Genomic DNA, 24,334 nt, shown 5'->3' on the forward strand with positions numbered 1-24,334 from the left:
CAAATTTGTCGCTCTTACTATGTGCTTAGTATAATAGTTGAAACGATGAGAGATAAAAAGGAGAGATTTGGGTGAAGCGACGCGTAGCAGTGATAGGAGCAGGACCAGGGGGACTTGCATGTGCCTTGTTATTAGCAGGAAAAGGAGTAGACGTCACCGTTTATGAAAAACAACCGCAAGTCGGTGGACGAACTTCTGCCGTCAAGCTAGGTGAATACACATTTGATCGAGGACCGACTTTTCTTAATATGCCGCATATTTTAGAAAACGTCTTTCACGAAGCCGGTCTACGGTTAGAAGATTATTTAGATCTAAAGGCACTTGATCCGATGTATACACTCTATTTCAAAGGTGGAACAGAACAGTTCACGATGACGACGGATCGGGACCGGATGAAAGAGACGATCGAGCGCCACTTTCCGGGAAATGGGGAAGGGTACGATCGATTCATGGCAGAGCAAGCGTTAAAGCTCGGTAAGTTGATGCCGATTCTACAGACACGTCATGACCGATTAACGGACTACTTGTCACCGCGTGTCTTAACAGCACTTCCGCGTCTCTCACTCGGGCGATCACTTTATGATGTCTTGTCCGACTATTTCACGAGCGAAGAACTGAAGTATGCCTTTACGTTCCAAGCGAAGTACTTAGGGATGTCGGCTTGGGAATGCCCAGGAGGTTTCTCCATCTTGTCTTACATGGAACATGCATACGGTGTCCATCATCCGATTGGTGGGATGCATCAGGTGCCACTTGCGATGCAACGTGCCATCGAAGAACTCGGTGGAACGGTTCAGTTAGGTACAGGCATCAAGCAATTGATCTTAAACGGCAAAGTCGTCGAAGGGGTCATCCTTGAGTCAGGTCAGCATGAGTTATTTGATGAAGTCATCGTCGGTGCTGATTTCGCACATGCGATGAATCACCTTGTACCGGAAGGAGTACTGAAAAAATGGTCCCGACCAAAAATTGATCGCAAAAAATTCTCGTGTTCGACGTTTATGTTGTATCTTGGCGTCAATCGGACATTCGATGCGCCACATCACACGATTTATTTTGCGGAAGACTACGAGAAAAACGTTCGCGAGATGACGCAGACTTTAGAATTATCCGATGATTTTTCATTTTATGTTCAAAATCCATCCGTTCTTGATCCGACACTAGCACCTGAAGGAAAGTCCGCCATGTATGTGTTAGTTCCGGTTCCGAACAACTACTCGGAACTCGATTGGTCGATCGAAGGACCAAAATTACGTCGACGTGTTCTGGATACGCTTGAAACGCGTTCACCGTATCAAGGGATTGAAGCGGCAATCGAAGTCGAAGAGATGTTCACGCCGGACGATTGGGAAGCGATGGGGATCCATCAAGGAGCGACGTTTAACCTTGGGCATCAGTTGACACAGATGATGTATTTCCGACCGCATAACCAGTTTGAAGAGCTGGATCACTTGTATCTTGTCGGGGGAGGCACACACCCAGGGAGCGGCTTACCAACAATCTTCGAATCCGCGCGTATTACGGCAGAACTCGTGCTCAAAAAAGAAGGGGTGCGGACATGAAAATAGGATTCGTAGGAGCAGGAGTCGGAACACTGCATGCAGCACTTTTGCTGACAGCAAGACATCCGGGAGTCGAGATTACGATTTTTGAAAAAGAAGCGCATGTCGGTGGTCGATTACGATCCGTCGATTTTGAATCCGGTGGACGCATCGATGAAGGTCCGACAATCGTCCTGATGCCAGGTAAGTTGAAAGAGCAGTTGGCAGAAGCAGGCGTGACGGGAGTAAAACTCGAACGGGTGGATCCATTGTATGACCTTCACTTCGACGACGGGACCGTCGTTACGAAAGTATCTGATGTCGTGGACCAAGCCATTGCGATCGAACGCCAATTCGGCGAAGGTCGTGGATTTTATGAATTCATGCATCAAAAAGAAAAGGATTATAAGACGAGTGTATCGAAATTTTTAGAACGTGGTTATCGTCGGAAAACGGAGCTGTTGCACCCAGAAATGATGCGTCCATTATTACAGATGCACGCTTTAGAGACAGCGCATGATCATTTGAAGCGATACTTCAAGAGTAAATATTTGCGCATGGCATACAGTTTCCCAACATTTTATATCGGAGGAAATCCGTATACGACACCATCCATCTATGGTTTGATTCCATACCGGGAACAAGCAGAAGGTGTCTGGTATGTAAAAGGCGGTTATTTCTCACTTGCTGAACGCATGTATGACACATTAGTCGAACGAGGTGTCCGGTTCGTCTTCGAGGCACCCGTTGAACGAGTCGTCGTTGACCAGGGACAGGCGAAGGAAATCGTCTTACAAGGTGGAACACATGAAGCATTCGATCAAATCGTACTAAATGGAGAGTTTCCATTAATGGAACGTCTTGTGGAAGGTAAACAACCTAAAACATATACTCCTTCAGGCGGGACGCTATTGCTGTATTTCAAGATGAAAGGGAAAGTTGACTTACCGGTGCATCGATTTTTGATGCCGAATGACTTGGAACCACTCATGACAAACATCTTTAAAAAAGGACGATTACCTGAACATCCGGCAGTCTATCTGTTCCATCCGAGTCAGATTGATCGTAGTTTAACAGGAACGGACGATAGCGTCGTCTATTCATTAATTCCTTCTCCCCGTGGCTATGGTGTGAAAGATTATGAAAAAGTAGACTTCGTCGAGACCGTACTCGAAAAAATCGAGCATCATCATCCCGGATTTCGGGAAAAGATACAAGAAATGAAGATTCGTACACCGAATGATGCACAGGCATTTGGACTATACGAAGGTGGCAGTTTTGGAATTGCTCCGACGATTCGTCAATCAGCTGCCTTAAAAACACAGGCAAAACCATATCCAGATATCGATCGACTATATGCCGTCGGTGCATCGGTGCATCCGTGTGGAGGAGTACCAGTCGTCATGATGGGCGCAACGATACTCGTAAACCGAATGGAACAAGAGATGGGGTGGAAACATGAATTCAGTGACGATCCAGAACGCGTATATCAAATGTGAGGAAGTCATTCAGTCCGGATCTAAAACGTTCTATAAAGCCTTTTCACTCTTACCAAAAGCAGATCGACAAGCTGTTTATGCGATTTATACATTTTGCCGGTTCCTTGACGATACCGTCGATGAGTCGGATACGCCGAAAGAGAGTTTACTAGCTTTCTTGAATGAATTCAAACGATTCCGCAATGGTGAAGTACTAAATAAACCGTTATGGATTGCGTTAGCAGATGTATTTGAACGTTACGAAATGGATGAGACACCCTTTCTCGAACTTGCGGAAGGTATGCGTTGGGACATCGAGAAAAATCGTTATCAGACGCTTGAGGAGACAGAGCAATACAGCTACTACGTAGCGAGTACTGTCGGTTTGATGTTGTTGCCCATCCTTGCACCGCAACAGCCTGATCTCCGTAAATCTGCTATTGATCTTGGAATCGCGATGCAACTAACGAATATATTGCGAGACGTCGGAGAAGATGCAAAACGCGGCCGCATCTACTTGCCCCATTCATGGATGGAGACATACGGTGTCACAGCGGAGTCATTACTCGCTGGTCGCCCTTCAGGAGACTTCATTGGTCTTTGGGAAGAGGTTGCACTTCGAGCAGAGCATCTGTATGATGCGGCGATTCCATCGTTTGATCGGTATCCGCGGGAGAGCAGACGCGCTTTAAAGGCAGCTGCCTTCTTATATCGTGGTATCCTCGATGCGGCACGGGATAATCATTACGACGTCTTTACGAAGCGGGCGTACGTCAGCCGTTGGCAAAAGATGAAGTTGCTCGCAACGATTTAATATAAGACCATAGAAAAAAGACCTTGGCGGGGACCAAGGTCTTTTTTCTATGGTCTGAGACCGGGGAGTCTCAGATTACTTCTACACCAGAGCGAACATCTGGACTACGAGATAGGTCTGTTTCGACCACGGGGATGGTCTTTTCTTTATCGAGCTATCTGTGGACCATTCGGATGAGACGATCTAAGGGGGAACGTCGTAAGTCATGCGAATGGACACACGATGAGTCACGTGATGAAATGGGTGGGTCCCATTTGATTTCGCTGGTTAGAAAAAGTAAGTTCTTCAACGCTCTTGACTCGGGGAAGTCACCTTGCGCTTGATTGAGGATGTGGGGTCAATCACTACCTCTTGAACTCGAAGTAATCGTATCAAATCTTAGTTGTCCGTACAAGTGATTGATATGCAATTCACATAACGTTCACAGGGTAGCGGCGACAGCAGAGACGATTCGTTCACTTGCTAGTTTTCCTGAAAGCGTCACCATTGGACTACCACCACCAGGATGCGTTGATCCACCAGCAAAAAACAAATTGTGAACATTCTTTGAACGGTTGCTCGGACGGAGGAAAGACGACCGGATGCCATTGGATGACAAGCCATACAACGAGCCGTGATAAGCAAAGAAGGTTTGTTCGATATCCTGTGGTGTGACCCGTTGTTCGTAGACGACATCTGATGAAATATCAATTCCAAACGACTGCAACCGTTGATTGATCAGTTGATCATACGTATCAAAATCAATCGCATGTCCAGTATCTGTCGCAGGCGCGTTGACGAGTACAAACAGATTGTCACCCGCTTGTCCCATTTCTGGGGCTGTGACGGAAGAATTGGAGATATAGATCGTCGGTTCCTCCGCATAACGTTTTTCATCAAAAAGTGCTTTGAACTCTGCTTCGTAATCTGAAGAGAAGAAGACGTTATGATGAGCCAGTCCTTCGATTCGCCGTGAGAGACCGATGCAACGGACATAGGCAGAAATGGACGGTTCGACTTGAGCAGGCGTCGGATTTTTAAAATCAGGTCGTGCGGTTTCTGAGATCAGACGTGGATATTGTGTCAACAAATCACCGTTCATGACGACGAAGTCGACGGGTAGATACTCTAAATGATTCAATTCGATTTCCGTTGCTTGTCCGTCGACGACTTCGATCTGGGTCACCTCATCTCCAAGCCGGAAGACGACACCGAGTTCTTTTGCACGTCGAGCGAATCCTTCTGCGATTGCTGTATTGCCGCCATTCGTGAAGTAGACGCCGTCATTTAGTTCTAAATGAGCGATTAAACTGAAGGTAGCAGGTGTTTGATACGGACTGCTCCCGATATATGTCGCATAACGATCAAGTGCCTGAATTAACTCTTTATCCTTAAAGTAGTGTTTATGCAGTCCATGGAGACTTTGAAAGGGATGCACTTTTAGCATGTCACGCCAAAGGGAAGGGCGGACATATGAATCGATATTTGTGAAAAATTGTCGTTTGGCGATCGTATGCAACTTCGCGACTTCCTCTTGGTAACCGGTAATATCGTTTTTCGCCAACTGACCGTTCGTGAAACGATCTACTTCTGTTCGCATCGCTTCTCGCCCAGACGAAAAGGTTAACGTGCGTCCGTCTGAAAAGTGATTGATCGTATGGCGCTCGAGTTTCGTAAATGTAAAGTATTCATCGGGATCTGCTCCGGACTCGAGAATGACAGACTGAAAGACTTCCGGCATTGTGATCGTATTCGGTCCGAAGTCGAAGCGATGTCCTTCTGTGACGATCGGCATCATCTTGCCGCCAATATGTGCATTACGCTCGACGACAGTGACACGAAACCCTTTTGCCGCTAATGAAATGGCGGCGCTGAGTCCACCAAGACCGGCTCCGATGACAGCTATATGTTTCATACTATTGATTCCTCCTTATGAATAGGTTCGACCCTTCCATGTGATTTCCCGTTTCCTAAAGCTTCGAATCATCGCACTGGCTAGCAAGATGACATAAAGGAGTACCGCCAGTGGATGAAGCCACCAAACATGTCGGATTTGTGCCGCACGATCGATCCGGAATCTTGCTAAGTAAAGAAGAATCAGTGCGCCACCCATCTGCCAGGATGGGTGAAGGATGAGATAAGGTAGGACACTTGCTTGAATCAAGTAAAAGAGTAGAAAGTATGATCCGACGACGTAGGAATCGTTCATCCCACGAAAGACATTCTTTAGAAAACCTTGCCAGACCTCTTCATTCGTGGCGTACATGTCGCAAGAAACAACTGGGGCGACTTCGACAAGTGTCGTTGTCCATCCATGTCGTTTAAATGTACGACAAAGCTCTAGGTCGTCTACAAGAGCCGTTCGAATGCTGTCATGTCCACCGACTTGTTCGTAAGCATGTCGTTCGACGAGGACGACCATTCCGTTCGCAGCGGCAAAAGCCGGATGTTTCACCTTGCGAAACGGAATCGGAAGATGCTGTGCGATAAGAACATGTTGTATCGGAATCAAACACTTCCCGAGAAACGTCGGTACAGGAAATGACGGAAAACCAGAAAGGAAAACGGCTCGTTCTGTTCGTAACGTTCCGTATAAGCGACAAATTGCATCAGGTGTCAGTGTCACATCAGCATCGAGAAATAATAGATAGTCCTCTGTCGTTCGTCTCGCGAGTTGATGACACGCATGGACCTTTCCTGCCCAGCCTACTGGTAAGGGAAGACCATCAATCACCGTAAAACGATTGTCTTGACCAATCCGATCGAGCAATAACTCACGCGTCCGATCGGTCGAACGATCTTCATATAAGTAGACGTGCATACCTGATGTCAAAGCGGGTTCCAGTGCGTCTAATAATTTTCGTACATTGCGCTCCTCGTTACGTAACGGGATGCAGATTGCTAGACTATCTGGTTGAACGGCATCCGTTAATCGAGGTAAAAAAGCTAAATTGACCCATGTGTAGAGACAGACAGCTAGAGCGAGGAAAAAAAAGAACCAACTCATGACCGAAGTGCCCGTAACCAGCGCTCCGTTCGCGCAGGGAGTGGTTCCCTTCGTTTTGAGATACAGCGATACAAATCAACACGCTCTGCCATCGCATCTGCTCGTATGTCGTCATATAGTGCTGTTAGCTCTACTGTCAGACGTTTTACTTGGACACTGGATCGTTCGTCAGACAATGGATAAAAGCGACGCGTCCTTACATAGACATCCGGTTGCTGTTCATGTCCGTACGAATAGTAGAAGGCGACGAGAGACACGGTATCCGCATGACGCATTAATTGCGTTGCTCCACTTGCTAAGTGCATCGGTCGTTCTTCTTGATGCCGTTCCTCACCTTGAGGAAACATCCAGACGCTGCTACCGTTTTGGAGTCGTGCTTTTGCATATTGAAGGCTTTTTTTGATATCAGAGAACGATGTCCGGTCGACAGAGAAAGCTCCGAGACGGGAGAAGAATGGAAAACGGGCGAGTCCTGCCTGGTCAATCATGACATACGGATCATGACGGAAACAGGTTTGATCTAAATGAAAGAGAATCATGCCATCCCACCAAGAACTATGCGTAGCAAGCATGAGTCCTGGGACGGGTAGATCGTCTGCTCGATATAAGACACGATGGAAATGACGTCGGATCAAAGCATGATCAACATACGCATGAAATACGGATTCAGCTAATTTGCTTTTGTTTGCTTCTTTCAACGATAACCCCTCGTTTCACAATGAAATAGACGATGAACGCACTTAAGCTGACCAAAGTGACGCCATAGAGACCAGCAACTCCTGCTGTTACACCGAATAAAGTGTGCAACATCAAAAAGAGATACTGATTGTTTTGTTCGAGTGCGGCATCCGTCGCTTTGACTTGATAGCGATTGATGAAAAAGGAAAAGACGAGCGCCGTTCCATACCACCCGAAGAAATTCTGTGTCGGAATATCGTAATACCAGCCACCGTCTTGCCAAAGCCAATACGATTTCACGTTAGCAGCAACAGGATCGATCGCTAAATCGAGCCAAACGGCAAACAATGGAACGAGAATCAGTGTACTATAGCGAAATGAGAACAAACGGGAGAAAGCGAGACTCGCACCCATGACCGACAACCATGCAGCCCCAATCGTAATCGGCACACCTAATAACTGGACACCGAAATCCGACTCGTAACGATATGTTCCGAACGGCCAACCGGTATGGACCCCAATCGACTCAATGATGATCGAACCAAAAAAGATGAAGGGGATGACAAGACGTCCCTTCGGTAAGACATGCCAAAAATAGAGAGCTGCGTATAAGCCGGAAGCGAATAAAAAGACGGCATTGGCCCACTCGAGCCAAGGGGGAAGTAACGAAAAACCGACTAAGATCAAGCCAATGGCGAACCAAATCGAAAAGAAAATCCAAAGACGTTTATGAAACTGCTCCATGCGTGACATTCCTCCATTTCCAAAATAGCTTCTGTCATAAGTATACCCATATATCTTGAAAACGAGCGAGGGAGAAGCGGTCTTATAAAAAAAGTGGTCCGGCTTCTCGCAAGAGAAACCGAACCACTTCCTATCATCATCCGTTTGAATGTTGTTTTTGCTTCTTCTTTTTGATAAATGAGAAAAGGAGAAACGCGATATACAACGGAACAGCAACGAACCAAAACGTCGACCACTCATTGCTACGCGCAATCATGACATACGTCACGTACAGCAACGTAAAGGTGATGACGAACGTATGGCGCGGAACGGGAATGTCTTTAAAGCTTGGAATCTTGACACGACTGACCATCAAGAAGGCAAGACCTGTAAAGACGAGTGGGACCATCAAGTCGTTCATTCGTCCGCTAAACAACGTGACGACAGCCAAAATACCACCTGCCGCTGTAATCGGTACACCTGAAAAATAAGCAGATGCCACATTCGTTGCCGATAAATTAAACCGGGCAAGACGGAATGCGCCGAACAACGGGAACAGAGCAGAGATTAGTAAACCAACTTCTCCGAATTCATAGAAATACGTATAGTAGGCCATCATTGCAGGTGCGACACCGAATGTCACGATATCTGCTAATGAGTCCAGTTCTTTTCCGAAGTCGCCTGCTACACCAAGCATCCGAGCAAGACGTCCGTCCAGACTATCAAGCATCATCGCGATGACGATTAGTAAGGTGGCATTTTGAAAATCACCTTTTGCTGCCATGACGATAGCTAAAAAACCACAATACAGATTTCCGAACGTAAATAGGTTGGGTATTGAATTACGAACACGATCTTTCCACAAAATGATTCCTCCTGCCACTTCATCGATACTACTCATCATACCATAATTAGGAGATGGAATTCAGCCGTTCGTAAAGAGAATCCCCTGAGTGAAAGATAAAAAATCATGAGGATTCAATCGAACTTGATGTCCACGTTTTCCAGCGGATATGATGATGAATGGTTCATGGATAGCACGATCCGATAAAAGAACCGGAAAATTCTTCTTAGCACCGATGGCAGAGACACCACCTCGAATATAGCCAGTCAGGAATTCTAACTCCTTCATCGGAACAAGCGCGACTTTTTTCGAATGCAATGCTTTAGCCGCTGCCTTTAGAGAGAGTTCTTCTTCCCCCGAAATGACGACGAAGACATATTTATTTTCGACCATTTTCAAAACAAGGGTTTTAAAAATGGTCGAAAGGGGGTAATTAATCTTTCTAGCGGCGGCTTCAGCAGATAAATCATCAAGATCAACAGGATAAGTGAGGGATTCGAAGTCAATCTTAGACTGCTTCAGAAGCCTCTCGACGTTCGTTTTGCTCATGTGTTTCTCCTTTGACGAGTGAGTATTGAACCCATTTCCGTCCGTGCCAACGTTTCATGGCGAAAATGCCACGGAACCATTCGTCAGCAGAGAAGGCAATCCAGATTCCAAGTAAACCGAGACCGAAACCAAGACCAAGTGTATAACTGAGGACGACCGCGATTCCCCACATCGATAGAATACCGATGGCGACAGGGAAACGAACATCTCCTGCCGATTTAAGAGTTCCCATCAGTACGATGTTCATTGCGCGACCTGGTTCAAGAATGACACTTGCCCAGAGTAGTGGGATACCGATTGCAATGATTTCAGGACTCGATGTGAATGCTGATAGAATCGATGAACCGAATGAAGCAAGAGCGACAGCTGAGATGAAGCTTGCGAAAACAGCGATCTTCAATGTTTTCACAGCACGTCCGTATGCTTGTTCAAATTGTTGAGCACCAACTTGGCGTGCGACGAGTAATTGAGTTCCTTGAGCGATGGCAAGCGTAAATAGGAAACAAAGCATCGTGATGTTTGATACATAAACACGAGCAGACAACGCTGCTTCACCAATCGTTGCGATGAATCCTGTGATGATGAGTTGTGAGAATTGATACGAGATCCCTTCACCAGCAGATGGGATTCCGATGTTCATGATTCGTTTCACATCCTCACGATTGAAATGAATCAAGTCTTTTACTGTAAAACGTAAAGAAAGTTTGCGGTAAACGACAAAGAACAACACAAGGACAGCGATTGTCCGGGCGATGACGATCGACCAAGCGACACCAGCAACACCGAGAACGGGAATGCCGAAGAGTCCAAGAACAGCGATGACGTTACCAAAAGCACTAACGAAATTCATGAGTAGCGTGACGTACATAGCATTTTTAGTGAATCCATGGCTCCGAAGAATCGCACCCAGTGTCAGTGAGATGGCTTCTAAGAAAAGGAACAAACCAACGATCTTAATGAACGTTTCGCCATAAACGAGGGTCTCTCCTTCTAATGAGAAAAATCCAAGAAGTTGTCTTCCGAACAAGACGACGGTCAGAGAAACGATGAGACCGGTATACAAGTTAATTGCAAAAGCGGATCGAGCAGTTTGGCGAGCATTTTGTGTCTTTCTTGCACCAAGATACTGACCAATGATGATCGTTGCACCGACCGATGTGATATTGAATAAAATGATGAAGATATTCAAAATTTGATTGGATACGCCGACTGCCGCAGCAGCGCTATCCGAGTAATAACTTAAAATCAACGTTGCAATGATTCCGAGACTCATATGCAGTGCGATTTCAATGAATAATGGCCACGTAATGTGGAATAAGCTTGGTTGCTTGACTGTTTTCATAAAATAAATCCCCTTTGTTTCATAAAACGAATAGTGTTTCTTTATCTTTTTGAAACTATACGCCTTCAATTTTCATAATGAAAGTGGGTTTTTTGTCTTTCATCGAAAAAATAGAGATTTAAAAGGATTTTCATAAAATATCACGAATACATCATAATGAACAATCATTCATTTTTAAAAGGTAGGGGAATCCGATGAAACGAGAACTGAATTATGTCGTCAAGGATCAGATTGCGACGTTAACGCTCGCTCGACCGAAACAATTGAATGCATTAACCTCGAATTTATTAGAAGAACTCGCAGACGCTTTAGAAGAAGCAAATCAAGATGAAGAAGTACGAGTCATCGTCTTGACTGGTGAAGGACGCGGTTTTTGCGCAGGACAAGACTTAAAAACTGTCTCTCCTGAGCTCGACCATGGTGAATATCTAAAGCAGTATTACCATCCTGTCGTTCGGGCAATCGCTAAATCGAAAAAACCGACGATTGCTGCCATCAATGGTGTAGCGGCAGGTGCCGGTTTATCATTGACGCTTGCCTGCGATTTCCGGCTCGTCCACGCGGAAGCGAAATTGTCGCTCGGATTCATCAATATCGGTCTTGTCCCGGATGCAGGGGCTCCGTATTTCTTACCTCGGCTAATCGGTGCAGCAAAAGCAACGGAGCTTGCGTTACTCGGTGATACGATATCAGCAGACGAAGCCGTTTCGCTCAATCTTGCGACACGAAGCATCGAATCAGAGAAATTTGGAGAAGAGGTCACAGCTTTTGCTCGTCAGCTAGCGAATCGTCCGACGAAAGTGATCGGGTACATTAAGCAGCTGCAAGCAGCGAGTTATGAAAATAATTTGGAGGAAATGCTCGCTCAAGAAATCATCTACCAGTCACGTGCTGGAAAAACAGAAGATCACCGTCACGCGGTTGAGTCCTTCATCGAAAAAAAACGCCCTGTTTTTGTCGGACGATGAATCGAGGTTATCTATAGAAGAAAGACGTCGGAGACGCACGATGCGCCGACGTCTTTTTTATTTCAATTTCTTTTTGATTTTTCGTGCGGTCGCATGGGTGCGATTCGTTAATCCCGTAGAGATACGGAATAGTAGAATTCCGAGAAAAGCAGAAACAAAGATGTATATCCCAGTCAATGTCACGAAAGCGCCACTAGCGAGCGTTATGAAGAGAATCGAAAATTCACCGCGTGGACCAAGACAGAAGCCAGATTCGATTGCATGATAATTCGATAGACCAAAAGACCTTCCGCCGAAGTAGCCGACTAAAAATTTCGAGACGACTCCCCAAATAACAAGTGCAACAAAAAACAGATCAATCGGTAATCCATCAGTCAATTCAAATGACATTCCGAATGTGATAAAGAACAGGGGCAACAATAAGTCTTGGAACGGCGTGACCAATCGTTTAAGATAGCGCGTCTCATCCAGTTCAGTTAATAGAATGCCGATGATGAAGGCACCGAGTACTTCTGACAATCCGAACAAGATGCCGATTCCGGAAAATAATAAGATCAAGCCGATGATTCCGATGCCGGCATCAGGATGACGATAGAGTGAATCGACGAGTCGTTTCCGTCTTCTTATGAACAACGTCATGATGACTAAAGCGATGAAAAAGAAAGCGAAGCCGAGAAAGATGATGCTGATTTTGGCAACCGAGAACGTCTCAGTCCCTAAAACGAACGGGGCCGTCGTCAGTAGGATCGGTGCCATCAAATCTTCGAAGACGAGTAAGGACAGCACGAAGCGATTCACGTCCTGATGTTTGTCCGGTTCGCGGTCGAGCAATCGAGCAGAAATCGAAGAGCTTGTCGCATACAAGACACAACCGATCAAAAACGATTCGGCGATGGAAAAACCGAACGATAAGGTCAACAGAATCGTACCACCAAAGGAGAGAATGATATCAATGATACCTGCTTTCCAAATCGAACGGAGCTGAATCAGCAAGTCCGCTACTGAAAATTTTAGACCGAGTAAAAAGAATAAGACGATGATGCCCGCTTCCCCTCCAAGTTTCAGCTCCTCTGGAGGATCGTAGTAGAATCCAAGGATGATACCAATCAAGATGAAAGCTAAAATACTTGGAACATGGAATCGCTCACTCAAATAACTGATCGTAAATAAGCCGATAAGGATGAGACCGGCATAAAAGAAAATTTCCATGGAGGATGCCCTCCTTTCTGTACCCTATACCCTAATCCATGAGTATTGATTAACGTGTTTCTATGAAATAGAAGGTAAAGACAGAAAAATGCCTGTACATGCGCTTCTATAGTAGAAGACAGATGTACAGACATTTTCATTCTTTATAACACTTGAATGATGGTTCCCGAATACGCAGGGAGTGAGACATCGAGTGTCTGCTGGTGCGTGTTCGTCAATAAATCAAGTCCTCGACCAGCTTGTGGAGCGGTCAGCGAAACAGGAACATCTGAATTGTTGAAGTAGATATAATACAATCCTTCCGAGCTCATGCGACGCATGATGATCGTATTCGTCTCATCATTCGCATGAACGAAAGAAATGTGACCTTGGTTCGCAAGCGTCTTATGCTGCTTTCGAAGCTGTAACAAGTGTCGCGTATAGGCGAATAACTCCTGATCCTGCTCCTCTGGATCCCATGGCATGCATTTCCGACAGCCTGGATCTTGATCGCCATCGAGACCGATTTCATCACCATAATAGATGACGGGACTACCCGAGAACGTCAACATCGATAACAAGAGAAGACGAAGCTTTTGTTTGTTATTGCCAGCACGCGTCAACGCACGTGGTGTATCGTGTGAACCGATTAAATTAAAGGTCACTTCATTGACATTCATCGTGTTTGAGAACAATACATGCGACATATCGTTCGCATACGAAGTTGCTTTAGTCTTATCTAAAGCAAAGAAATTCAAAGCGGCATTCGTAAATGGATAGTTCATGACGGCGTCAAACTGGTCACCGAGCAACCATTCCTGTGAGTCATGCCAAATTTCACCAAGGATATACGTGTCAGGGTTGACTTCCTTGACGACTTGACGGAAATCACGCCAAAATGCGTGATCGACCTCGTTGGCGACGTCGAGTCGCCAGCCATCGATTCCGAATTCCTCGACCCAATAGCGGGCGACATGGAGTAAGTATGACTTTACTTCATCGTTCTCGGTATTGAATTTCGGCATCTCAGGTACGAAAGCAAATGTATCGTAGTTCGGTAGCGGTTCGGTCACGAGTGGGAAATCGCGCAAGTGGAACCATTCCTTATATGTCGAATGACTACCATGTTCACGGATATCAGCAAAGGCTTTATGGTGGAAGCCAGCGTGATTAAAGACGGCATCTAGCATGATGCGAATACCATGTGCATGTAACAAATCAACCATTTCCTTGAATTTTTCTTTAGTGCCGAACTGTGGATCAATTTCTAAGTAATCAATCGTATCGTATTTATGATTCGATTTCGCCAAGAAGATCGGACAGAAGTAAATGCCAGTAATACCGAGCTCAACAAGGTAGTCGATATGATCGATGACACCCTGGAAATCTCCACCGAAGAGATTCGTCGTCGTTGGTGCCGTGCTGTTCCATGGAAGTGTACCAGCCGGATCGTTCGTCGTATCGCCATTTGCGAAGCGGTCTGGGAAGATTTGATACCAAACCGTATCCTGGACCCAATCTGGTGCAGTAAATACGTCGACTGCATTAAGGAAAGGAACGCAGAAATAATATCCAGTGTCATCAAGTGGTTTTTCGTCGAACCATCCACGCTCTGTAAAGATTTGGCTTGTCGCACCGTCATGGAGACGGAAACCATATCGTAGACGACGGAAGGGTGGAACGACATCAATGAACCAATAATCATATAGTTCATCAGAGCCACTACGCTTCATCGGCGTTTCGAATGTATTCCAGTAGTTTGATTTCGAGGGATCGAAGTTCCAGTCGGCGGCATCTGGGTTTTCAGTATGCCAATCATACGGATCGCCCCAAATCAAATCGACGCGATCAACGTCATTTTTTTTTGTTTGTAAACGGATGTGGATTGTTCGCTCGTCATACTTATAGACGAAGGGAGACATCGCACGGTGAAACACAGCTTCTTTGAACATGGCAGTCACTCCTTAACGCAATCGCTTGCATCGTATTGATTATATCTTCGACCTAAGAATAGTAAAGCGCTTTCTTAAAGTCAATTGCAATCCCATGAAATCAAGGATTCCTGATAAAAGTCGAGAGTATGATGCAATCGTTTGCATCATGTTGTGCAAACGATAAAAATGAAAACGTTTTCTTTTTGTTTGCTTATCCAACCTAGCATTTGATTCAAATAATGAAATCAGAAATAAAAAGTTTTTGAAATGTAAGAAAATAATTGATTAAAAGGTCTTGTCAAAAGGATTTTAGATTGTATAATAAAAATGTAAAGGTGATGCAAACGTTTTCATAAAACGCTTACAACCATTTGGTTGTTATCATGGGAAAATGGTTGTGCCTTTATGCAAACGCTGTGCATTAAAACGTATCATTCATAAGTTAACTTGGGGAGGAAATTTCAATCATGGAAATGAAAAAATTCGTAGCAGGTCTTTCTGTATCTGTCATGGCAATGGGTGCACTTGCAGCATGTGGCGGTGGATCAGATTCTGATTCTTCATCTTCAGAATCAGGCAGTAAAAAACCATCTAAAATCGTCGTCTGGGAAGATACAGACAAAGCTGAAACGACAAAAGCGGCAGCTAAAGCGTTCGAAGAAAAAGAAGGCGTGAAAGTCGAAGTCAAAGAAGTCAAAATGACGGATCAGCAAAAGAAAGTAGCACTTGATGGACCAGCAGGTAAAGGACCAGACATCATGCTTCTTCCTCACGATCAAATTGGTACAGTCGTTGACCAAGGGTTGATTGCTGAACTTAAAGACGGAGAAAAAGCACTTGAGCCGTTCCTCGATACTGCAAAATCAGCAGTAACGTTTGACGGGAAAGTCTACGGATATCCGAAAGCCATTGAAACACCAATCCTCCTTTTCAATAAAGATGAACTAAAAGAAGCACCAACTTCGATGGATGACTTATACAAACTGTCTACTGAAAAGAAAAAAGATGGTAAGTACGGATTCCTTGCTCTGTGGGACAACTTCTACTTCGCATACGGTCCAATCGGTGGATACGGCGGTTATGTCTTCAAAGACAATGGTGGCAAATTGGATCCAGCAGATATCGGCTTGAACAATAAAGGTGCCGTCGAAGGAATGGATTACATCGGTAAATGGTATAAAGAGGGTCTCTTCCCGAAAGGTCTCATCGGTGGTGGCGGTGGTCAAGCCATGGACCAACTCTTCGGTGATAAAAAAGCCGCAGCTGTCATGAACGGACCATGGGCTGTTGCAAGTTATAAGGAAAAAGGTATCAACCTTGGAGCTTCGGAACTTCCAAAACTTCCAAACGGTGAACCGATCAAAACTTTCGTTGGTGTAAAAACATACGCAATTTCAGCATACTCAGAAAATGCTGAGTGGGCTGAAAAGTTCTTGGCTTCTCTCACTGGTAAAGATAACGCGAAAGCAATGTTCGAGAAATACAACGAGATCCCACCAGTCACTGAACTTCAAGAAGATGCAACAATCAAGGACAATGAAGTCGCAGCAGCAGTCTTCGCGCAAGCGAAAAACGGTGTACCTATGCCGAACATCGCTGAAATGGGTCAAGTTTGGGAGCCGATGGCAGCAGCACTTCAACTTGTTGCAACGAACAAACAAGACGCACAAAAATCAGCAGATGATGCTGTCAAACAAATCAAGCAACAAATCGAAGCAAACAATCAATAAGCGTAAGTGGAACGCATGAATCCATGACAAAGAGATAAAGAGAGGGGGATCTTGGATTCCCCCTCATCTTTATGGTTGGAAGAGAAGCCTGAGGTCAGACATGACCTTTGGAAAGGAGAACGGACGATGGCTGCGATTGCAACACCACACCCGACGAATCCAACGCCTGAAAAAAAGACGAACCACCGCAAGATTGCGGCGCTGATGTCGATCATTCCAGGAGTAGGACAACTATACAATAAACAATTCCTTAAAGGCGCGACATTTTTTATTGTCGTACTTTCATATTTCCTCGTTAACTTTGAACTGTTCTTCAAAGGAGCCGGAAATGGTCCTGGCGATCGCGGAGCGATCTGGGGCTTGATTACACTCGGTGAGGTACCAGGCGTAAGGGGGGATCACTCGATCTTTCTAATGGTCGAGGGCATCATTGCCTTGATTTTACTTGTCTTTGGTATCGCCATTTACGTCTGGAACTTTATCGATGCGTATCGAATCGGTAAGTTACGTGACATGAACCTCGAAGTACCTTCCTTGAAGATGCAACTACGGAACTTCCGCGATAACGGGTTCCCGTACGCGATGTTGATTCCTTCACTAGTACTTTTAGTGTTCACGGTCGTCTTACCGTTGATCTTTACATTCTTGATTGCGTTTACGAACTACAAATTCAACAACTCACCACCAGCGAAGCTGGTCGACTGGATCGGCATCCAAAACTTCCTGAACATTTTCACCGTCGATATTTTCCGTGATACGTTCGTGAGCGTTCTTGGTTGGACGCTTGTCTGGACCGTCGCTTCGACGACAGGGGTCATCGCAATTGGAATCGGCCTTGCAGTCTTGCTGAATCAAAAAGGACTCAAAGGAAAACGTTTCTTCCGTTCGATCTTGATTCTTTCATGGGCAGTACCAGCGTTCATCACGATTTTGATCTTCCGCTCGATGTTCAATGAAACTTTCGGTGTCTTCAATACGACATTGTTACCAGCGATCGGTCTTGAGAATGGTCTCGACTGGATGACGGATCCGACGTATACGAAGCTTGCCTTGATTGGTATTCAGTGGTGGTTAGGATTCCCATACATCATGACGCTGACGACAGGAATCTTACAGTCGATTCCTGAAGATCTTTATGAAGCGGCGACGATTGACGGAGCAACAGCAGGCGAGAAATTCCGCCTAATCACGTTACCGATGATTCTATTTGCAACGGCACCAATCTTAATCACGCAGTATACGTTCAACTTCAATAACTTCAATATCATTTATCTCTTCAACAATGGTGGACCGGCAGTACCGGGACAATCAGCAGGTGGAACGGATATCTTGATTTCATGGATTTACAAATTATCGCTCGGCTCAAATCCGCAATACGGATTCGCAGCAGCCATCACGCTTGTGTTGTCGTTCTTCATCATGACGATTGCCGTCATTCAGTTCAAGCGTTCAAAATCATTCAAAGATGAGGATATGATCTAATATGAGAAAACAAAACCGAATTAATATGGCGTTGTCATATCTCATTTTGACGATCGCCTCCATCATTATCGTCTATCCACTTCTTTGGGTCGTGGGTACCTCACTGAACCCAGGGAAAAGCATTACATCGGATATTTTCCCAAGTAATCCGACATTAATTCACTATTTCGATTTGTTTGATCCAGCAAAAACGGATTACGGCATGTGGTACTTGAATACGATTAAGATCGCCGTCATCACGATGGTGGTATCCGTCGCTTTGATTACGTTAACAGGATATATTTTTTCACGTTATCGCTTTGTCGGTCGGAAAAATTCACTAATCCTATTCCTCGTGTTGCAGATGGTACCGCAATTCGTTGCAATCATTGCGATTTATGTCCTGCTTAATATGTTAGAATTATTTGATACGCATCTGGCGCTTATCTTACTCTATTCAGGTGGCGCGATTCCAATGAATACGTATCTTGCCAAAGGATATTTTGATACGATTCCAAAAGAACTTGATGAGGCGGCACGGATGGATGGTGCCGGTCACTTACGAATCTTCTGGCAAATCATCTTACCGCTCGCAAAGCCGATGGTCGCCGTCATCGCGTTGTTCAACTTCATGGCTCCATTTAACGATTTCATCTTAGCATCGCTTGTGCTGCGTTCTCCTGAGAAACAGACGCTTGCGGTCGGGTTGTATAACATGGTGTCAGAGCAGTTCGACAACAACTTTACGTTATTCGCGGCAGGTGCCGTATTATCAGCAGTTCCAATCGTTCTTCTTTTCTTCGCATTCCAGCGTTTCTTCGTTTCTGGTTTGACAGCTGGTGGAACGAAAGGATAATCATAAGGGGGAAATCAGCGGCATGAGACGAGGCATAATGCTTCTCCTCTTGCCGCTTCTCTTGTCTATCGGACTTCAACCGATGATCGGGGAAGCAGCAAGTTGGGAAAAAGAACGGATGTATTTCATCATGGTTGATCGGTTCGAGAACGGAGACCCGAGTAATGACCGAGAGGCGGATCCTGAGAATCCAAAAGCCTTCCAAGGTGGAGATTTAGCAGGGGTGACGAAACGTCTTGATTACATCAAGAAAAAAGGCTTCACATCAATTTGGTTAACACCAATCTTTAAGAACCGCCCAAATGGGTATCATGGATACTGGACGGATGATTATTACGAGATTGATCCGCATTTTGGAACAAAAGAAGAGTTCAAGCGTCTCGTCAAGGAAGCGCATGACCGAGATATTAAGGTCGTTCTCGATCTTGTCGTCAATCACTTAGGACCGAATCACCCAATGGTCAAAGAAAAACCGGACTGGTTCCATAAAAATCAACCCATCATGAACTGGAATAACCCATCTGAAGTCGAAAATAATTGGTTATTTGATTTACCAGACTTCAATACGGAAAATCCTGAAGTTGTGAATTACTTAATTGATGTTGCGAACTACTGGGTCGATGAAACGGGTATAGACGGTTATCGACTGGATACGGTTCGCCATGTGCCAGCCGCATTTTGGAAAACATTCATTCCTGCAGTAAAGGAAAAGCATCCAAACTTATTCTTACTGGCTGAAGTATTTGACGGAAATCCGCGAAAAATTGCCTCCTATTCAAAATTAGGCTTTGATTCCGTCACGAATTTCCCGTTTTATTATGGGGTTAAGGACCAGTTTGCCCGCAAAAATGGTTCAGCGGAAGAACTCGATTCAGTTTATAATCGAGATACTACGTTTAATCCGAATGCTAAAGGACTTGCAACTTTCATTGACAATCATGATGTCAAACGTTTCATCACGGAAGCGAAGATTAGTGGCGCAAAAGAAGAGGAGCGTCAACTTCGATTAGCGCTGTTTGCACTCTATGCTGCTCCAGGTATGCCAATCGTCTACCAAGGAACAGAGGTAGCGATGCCAGGCGGTGAGGATCCCGGAAACCGGATGATGATGACATTTGATCAAAACAAGAAGATGCAACAGTACGTAAAAACGTTGAATGAGATGCGCGAGGACTACCCAGCGTTTGCCACAGGGAAGCAACGCTTGATCGCAAAAACGGATCATATGGCGGTCTACTCACGGGAAACCAAACAACAACAAGTCGTTTATGCGATTAATCTTGGGGAGAAAAAAACGAGCTTACGTGTATCTGCGAAGGAAATCGGTAATGATCAGCGTTTGAGAGGCCTTTTATTCTCAGACTTGGTGCGTCAAGATGGTGACGCGTATGAAATCACGCTCGATGCAAGTAGCGCAAATAGCTACGTCATCGAAAAATCACAAGTCAATTGGTGGTCGATCGTCGCAATCGGTGCAATCGCTCCAATTTTAGCGCTCATACTTCTTCTCGTTCACCGTAAACGGATGCAACGTCAAACGAAATAAAATACTTAAGTAGGGGAAATGTGAGGTGAAGGGGATGCAGGTAACAATCAAGGATGTAGCACGGGAGGCAAATGTCGCACCCTCGACGGTGTCACGCGTCATCGCGAACAGTTCGCGTATCAGTCAAAAGACGAAAGAACGGGTACGACAGGCGATGGATGAACTCGGATACTATCCGAACGTTCATGCGCGCAGTCTAGCGAATCGGACGACACAAGCGATTGGTCTCGTCATGCCGAGTGCCGCAACAAAAACGCTTCAAAATCCATTCTTTTCGGAAGTCATTCGAGGGATTAGTACAAAAGCGCATCAAAATGGATATTCGCTTTATATGACGACAGGTGTCTCGGAAGAAGAGGTTTACGAAGGTGTCGTCTCGATGGTTCAGGGTCGCCGCGTCGATGGTGTCGTCGTTCTTTATTCCCGAACGGATGATAAAGTCGTTCAATTTTTGCAAGACTCGAAGTTCCCGTTCGTCGTCGTCGGGAAACCATTCAGTGATTCGTCGCACGTCACGTATGTCGATACGGATAATTATCTGGCAGGTCGAGAGGTAACGAAGTATTTACATCAACTCGGACACGAGTGCATCGCATTCGTAGGTGGCGCACAGGACTTAGCCGTGACGCAAGAGCGTGTCGGCGGATACAAGACGGCTCTCATGGAAGAGGGCATTCCAATTCAAGAGTCTTATATTGTCAGCGCACCATTTATGACGACAGGAGGGGCTGAAGCAGTCAAACGACTAATGTCACTTGAACACCCACCGACCGCTGTCGTTGTCAGTGACGACATGATGGCACTTGGTGTCATGAGTACGCTCAATGAGATGGGCATCAGTGTACCAGATCAAATGGCTGTCGTCAGTTTCAATAACTTGTTCATCGCAGAATTCTCAAGTCCACCGTTGACTTCTGTCGAAATCAATATCTTTGGACTTGGCTTTGAAGCAACGAATTGCTTGATTGAACAAATCAATGAAGATGCGACGCCTTATGGGAAACGCGTCATTGTCCCACACTATCTTGTCGTCCGTCAGTCTTGTGGCGGAAAATCCGAAGCATGAAACGAAAGTCTATGTTTAAACCGACGGGTTTAATCATAGACTTTTTTTGATGCAAGAGACATCTATTCCTAGTAAAAGGAAGCGGTTGCAGAAAAAGAAATTTATTTTCGTGCAAACGATTGCATTGAAGCTTTTTATGTGTACAATAAAGAATGTAGAGTACAGATGAAACGCTTACATGATCAGGCTAGCTGACATGTTTAGCATAAAAGGAGCGACTTGACGATGAAACGACTTTTTGAGGTCAATGAGTGGAAAATTACAGAGCTTGGTTTTCATCCAGAAGATAATCGACTAGCAGAATCGATGACATCGATCGGAAACGGTCATATGGGAATGCGCGGTACATTTGAAGAAGAGTACACAGGTGACACACATCAAGGCATGTATGTCGCAGGTGTTTATTATCCAGATAAGACACGTGTTGGTTGGTGGAAAAATGGTTATCCGGAATACTTCGCGAAAGTACTCAATGCTGTCAATATCATGGGCTTAAAAGTATCCGTTAATGGAAAAGCAGTTGATTTGAACACGTGGGAAGTCGTCGATTTCAAACGTGAACTCGATATGCAACACGGTGTGTTGTCACGGACGATGCTGTTGAAACATGGGGAAGAGGAAATAAAAGTTGAATCCAAACGTTTCTTCTCGATTGTCGATAAAGAAATCGCAGCCTTGCAATATACGGTAACACCTGTCAATTTCGAAGCAGAGATCATCATTGAATCGTATCTCGATGCGGATGTTGAGAATGAAGACTCAAACTATGATGAGAAGTTCTGGCTTCCCGTTGAACACGGAATCGAAGAGCGTTTTGGTTACGTCACGTCGAAGACGAAAAAGCTTGATTGGCATGTGACAGCAGCTATGATCACGGATGTCGAAGGCGCACGTTGTGAAGTCGTTGACGGCAATACGCAGTATGTCGCGAATCGTTTTACGAAACAAGCAGTAGTCGGAGAAGGTGTCACTGTCGAGAAATTCGTTGCGCTCGTAACGAATCGTGACTATGACATCGACGCATTACTGGAACAAGCGATGAAACGGGTTCATACCGCTTTCGAATCCGGATTTGATACATTACTTGCGACACATGAAGCAGCGTGGTTGCATCACTGGGAAGAAGCAGACGTGAAGATTGAAGGAGATGTCGAAGCACAACAAGGGATTCGATTTAATATCTTCCATATGTTCCAGACATACACAGGCGAAGATTCACGCCTTAACATTGGACCGAAAGGATTCACGGGCGAAAAGTATGGCGGTGCGACGTATTGGGATACAGAAGCGTACTGCTTGAACTTCTACCTCGCGACGTCGAAGCCGGAAGTGGCTTGGAACCTACTCAAATATCGGCATAATCAATTACCGCAAGCAAAAGAAAACGCGGATAAGAATGTCGGGATGAAGGGTGCGCTTTATCCAATGGTGACGATGAATGGAGAAGAGTGCCACAACGAGTGGGAAATTACGCATGAGGAGATTCACAGGAACGGCGCGATCGCGCATGCGATTTATAATTACACGAACTACACGGGTGACACGTCGTATCTCGGACAATACGGATTTGAAGTGTTAGTCGAGATTGCTCGTTATTGGGCAAGCCGTGTCAATTATGTGGTGCATAAGGATGTCTACATGATTCTTGGGGTGACGGGACCAAATGAATACGAGAACAACGTGAACAACAACTGGTATACGAATCTGATCGCAGCATGGTGTCTCGAATATACACAGACCGTTCACCGTCATCTAGCACAAGAAGAACCAGAACGTTTGCAAGAACTCATGCATCAATTAGCGTTGACGGATGAGGAACTGGCGAAGTGGGCAGATATCGACGCGAAGATGTATTATTCAAAAGATGAAGCAGCTCCTGGTATCTTCATGCAACAGGATGGCTTCATGGATAAGGAACAAATTTTGGTCGCTGAACTCGATCCAAAACATCTTCCGCTGAACCAGAATTGGTCTTGGGACCGGATCCTTCGCTCTGTATTCATTAAACAGGCAGATGTCCTGCAAGGTCTCTACTTCTTGACGGATCGCTTCAGTCTAGAAGAGAAGAAAGCGAACTTCGATTTCTATGAACCACGTACGGTTCACGAATCATCATTATCTCCATGTATCTACTCGATCATTGCAGCGGAAGTCGGCTATGAGGAAAAGGCAGTTGAATTGTACCAACGTTCGGCACGACTTGATCTCGATAACTACAACAATGATACAGAAGACGGATTACACATCACGTCGATGGTTGGATCTTGGATGTCGATCGTCCATGGATTCGCCGGATTACGGGTAGCGAACGATACGTTGTCCTTTAAGCCGATGTTGCCAAAAGGCTGGACGAGCTATGCGTTCCGGATGCAGTGGCGCGGTCATCATATCCATGTCCATGTTCAGCCAAACGCCGTCGAAATCACTCAGACGGAAGGCGAAGCATTCAGCTTAAACGTTCATGGAACGACTGTAGAAGTTCCGGCAGGAGGAAATATTACGGTGCCTGCTTCGATGACAGTATAAATACGATGAAAAAGAACTGATGCCAAGTCGGTTCTTTTTTTGTGTAACACGAATTAGAGGACACCTTTGTCACAAATGAAAACGCCATCATGAAAAAGAACATC

19 protein-coding genes are annotated in these 24,334 nt (G+C 45.2%); 10 read left to right on the forward strand and 9 right to left on the reverse strand.

Features of this window, described 5'->3' with window-relative positions; genetic code table 11:
• Window positions 1–71 precede the first annotated feature (71 nt).
• From ASG02_RS00865 to ASG02_RS00875, 3 genes are read left to right on the forward strand one after another with little or no spacing between them, the layout of a single operon-like run.
• Window positions 72–1,562 carry an NAD(P)/FAD-dependent oxidoreductase gene (locus ASG02_RS00865; protein WP_035409353.1) on the forward strand — a complete coding sequence of 497 codons (1,491 nt, stop codon included), beginning with the start codon at window positions 72–74 and terminating at the stop codon, window positions 1,560–1,562.
• Window positions 1,559–3,040, forward strand: a complete 1,482-nt coding sequence (locus ASG02_RS00870; protein ID WP_035409351.1) for an NAD(P)/FAD-dependent oxidoreductase — start codon at window positions 1,559–1,561, stop codon at window positions 3,038–3,040. Before ASG02_RS00865 ends, ASG02_RS00870 begins: the two co-directional genes overlap by 4 nt.
• Window positions 3,000–3,833 carry a phytoene/squalene synthase family protein gene (locus tag ASG02_RS00875; RefSeq protein ID WP_056060016.1) on the forward strand — a complete coding sequence of 278 codons (834 nt, stop codon included), beginning with the start codon at window positions 3,000–3,002 and terminating at the stop codon, window positions 3,831–3,833. The genes ASG02_RS00870 and ASG02_RS00875 overlap by 41 nt, the downstream gene beginning before the upstream one ends.
• A 421-nt stretch (window positions 3,834–4,254) precedes the next feature.
• Here the strand turns inward: ASG02_RS00875 and ASG02_RS00880 are convergent, their stop codons facing one another.
• The 7 genes from ASG02_RS00880 to ASG02_RS00910 all read right to left on the reverse strand — a co-directional run bounded on the left by ASG02_RS00880 (window position 4,255) and on the right by ASG02_RS00910 (window position 10,955).
• Window positions 4,255–5,727, reverse strand: coding sequence for an NAD(P)/FAD-dependent oxidoreductase (locus ASG02_RS00880; RefSeq protein WP_035409346.1), 1,473 nt, complete (start codon window positions 5,725–5,727; stop codon window positions 4,255–4,257).
• Between the two features lie 15 nt (window positions 5,728–5,742).
• Window positions 5,743–6,819 (reverse strand): glycosyltransferase family 2 protein, encoded by a 1,077-nt coding sequence (locus tag ASG02_RS00885; RefSeq protein WP_056060018.1) that lies wholly within the window; start codon window positions 6,817–6,819, stop codon window positions 5,743–5,745.
• Window positions 6,816–7,517, reverse strand: a complete 702-nt coding sequence (locus tag ASG02_RS00890; RefSeq protein ID WP_056060020.1) for a lysophospholipid acyltransferase family protein — start codon at window positions 7,515–7,517, stop codon at window positions 6,816–6,818. Before ASG02_RS00890 ends, ASG02_RS00885 begins: the two co-directional genes overlap by 4 nt.
• Window positions 7,486–8,241, reverse strand: a complete 756-nt coding sequence (locus tag ASG02_RS00895) for a carotenoid biosynthesis protein (RefSeq protein WP_035409339.1) — start codon at window positions 8,239–8,241, stop codon at window positions 7,486–7,488. Before ASG02_RS00895 ends, ASG02_RS00890 begins: the two co-directional genes overlap by 32 nt.
• Window positions 8,242–8,377: 136 nt before the next feature.
• On the reverse strand, window positions 8,378–9,124 hold the full coding sequence (gene pssA, locus ASG02_RS00900) for a CDP-diacylglycerol--serine O-phosphatidyltransferase (protein ID WP_174316042.1): 747 nt from the start codon (window positions 9,122–9,124) through the stop codon (window positions 8,378–8,380).
• 21 nt (window positions 9,125–9,145) lie between these two features.
• Window positions 9,146–9,613, reverse strand: coding sequence for an aminoacyl-tRNA deacylase (locus ASG02_RS00905; protein ID WP_056060024.1), 468 nt, complete (start codon window positions 9,611–9,613; stop codon window positions 9,146–9,148).
• Entirely contained in the window at window positions 9,573–10,955 is a 1,383-nt protein-coding gene (locus ASG02_RS00910) for an MATE family efflux transporter (RefSeq protein ID WP_035398439.1), read from the reverse strand. Before ASG02_RS00910 ends, ASG02_RS00905 begins: the two co-directional genes overlap by 41 nt.
• 194 nt (window positions 10,956–11,149) lie before the next feature.
• Between ASG02_RS00910 and ASG02_RS00915 the strand changes: the two genes are divergently transcribed.
• The gene (locus ASG02_RS00915) at window positions 11,150–11,923 is read left to right on the forward strand and encodes an enoyl-CoA hydratase/isomerase family protein (RefSeq protein ID WP_056060026.1); all 774 of its coding nucleotides are present in this window, start codon (window positions 11,150–11,152) and stop codon (window positions 11,921–11,923) included.
• 57 nt (window positions 11,924–11,980) lie between these two features.
• Here the strand turns inward: ASG02_RS00915 and ASG02_RS00920 are convergent, their stop codons facing one another.
• Window positions 11,981–13,132: a cation:proton antiporter gene (locus tag ASG02_RS00920; RefSeq protein ID WP_056060028.1), complete on the reverse strand. Its 1,152-nt coding sequence runs from the start codon at window positions 13,130–13,132 to the stop codon at window positions 11,981–11,983.
• 143 nt (window positions 13,133–13,275) lie between these two features.
• Window positions 13,276–15,063, reverse strand: a complete 1,788-nt coding sequence (locus tag ASG02_RS00925) for a glycoside hydrolase family 13 protein (protein WP_056060031.1) — start codon at window positions 15,061–15,063, stop codon at window positions 13,276–13,278.
• Between the two features lie 455 nt (window positions 15,064–15,518).
• On the opposite strand from ASG02_RS00925, the gene ASG02_RS00930 reads away from it, so the two are divergent.
• From ASG02_RS00930 to ASG02_RS00955, 6 genes are all read left to right on the forward strand, one after another.
• Entirely contained in the window at window positions 15,519–16,775 is a 1,257-nt protein-coding gene (locus ASG02_RS00930; protein WP_035409778.1) for an extracellular solute-binding protein, read from the forward strand.
• A gap of 126 nt (window positions 16,776–16,901) precedes the next feature.
• Window positions 16,902–18,257, forward strand: coding sequence for a carbohydrate ABC transporter permease (locus tag ASG02_RS00935; RefSeq protein ID WP_035409329.1), 1,356 nt, complete (start codon window positions 16,902–16,904; stop codon window positions 18,255–18,257).
• A gap of 1 nt (window position 18,258) precedes the next feature.
• Window positions 18,259–19,092 carry a sugar ABC transporter permease gene (locus ASG02_RS00940; protein WP_035409327.1) on the forward strand — a complete coding sequence of 278 codons (834 nt, stop codon included), beginning with the start codon at window positions 18,259–18,261 and terminating at the stop codon, window positions 19,090–19,092.
• A 22-nt stretch (window positions 19,093–19,114) separates the two neighbouring features.
• Window positions 19,115–20,638, forward strand: coding sequence for an alpha-amylase family glycosyl hydrolase (locus ASG02_RS00945; RefSeq protein ID WP_056060034.1), 1,524 nt, complete (start codon window positions 19,115–19,117; stop codon window positions 20,636–20,638).
• Window positions 20,639–20,672: 34 nt separating this feature from the next.
• A complete protein-coding gene (locus tag ASG02_RS00950) occupies window positions 20,673–21,704 on the forward strand; it encodes a LacI family DNA-binding transcriptional regulator (RefSeq protein WP_056061891.1) in 1,032 nt (343 codons plus the stop codon).
• 225 nt (window positions 21,705–21,929) lie between these two features.
• A complete protein-coding gene (locus tag ASG02_RS00955; RefSeq protein ID WP_056060037.1) occupies window positions 21,930–24,230 on the forward strand; it encodes a glycoside hydrolase family 65 protein in 2,301 nt (766 codons plus the stop codon).
• Window positions 24,231–24,334 lie beyond the last annotated feature (104 nt).

The organism is Exiguobacterium sp. Leaf196, from assembly GCF_001423965.1.
In the GTDB taxonomy this organism is placed as follows: domain Bacteria; phylum Bacillota; class Bacilli; order Exiguobacteriales; family Exiguobacteriaceae; genus Exiguobacterium_A.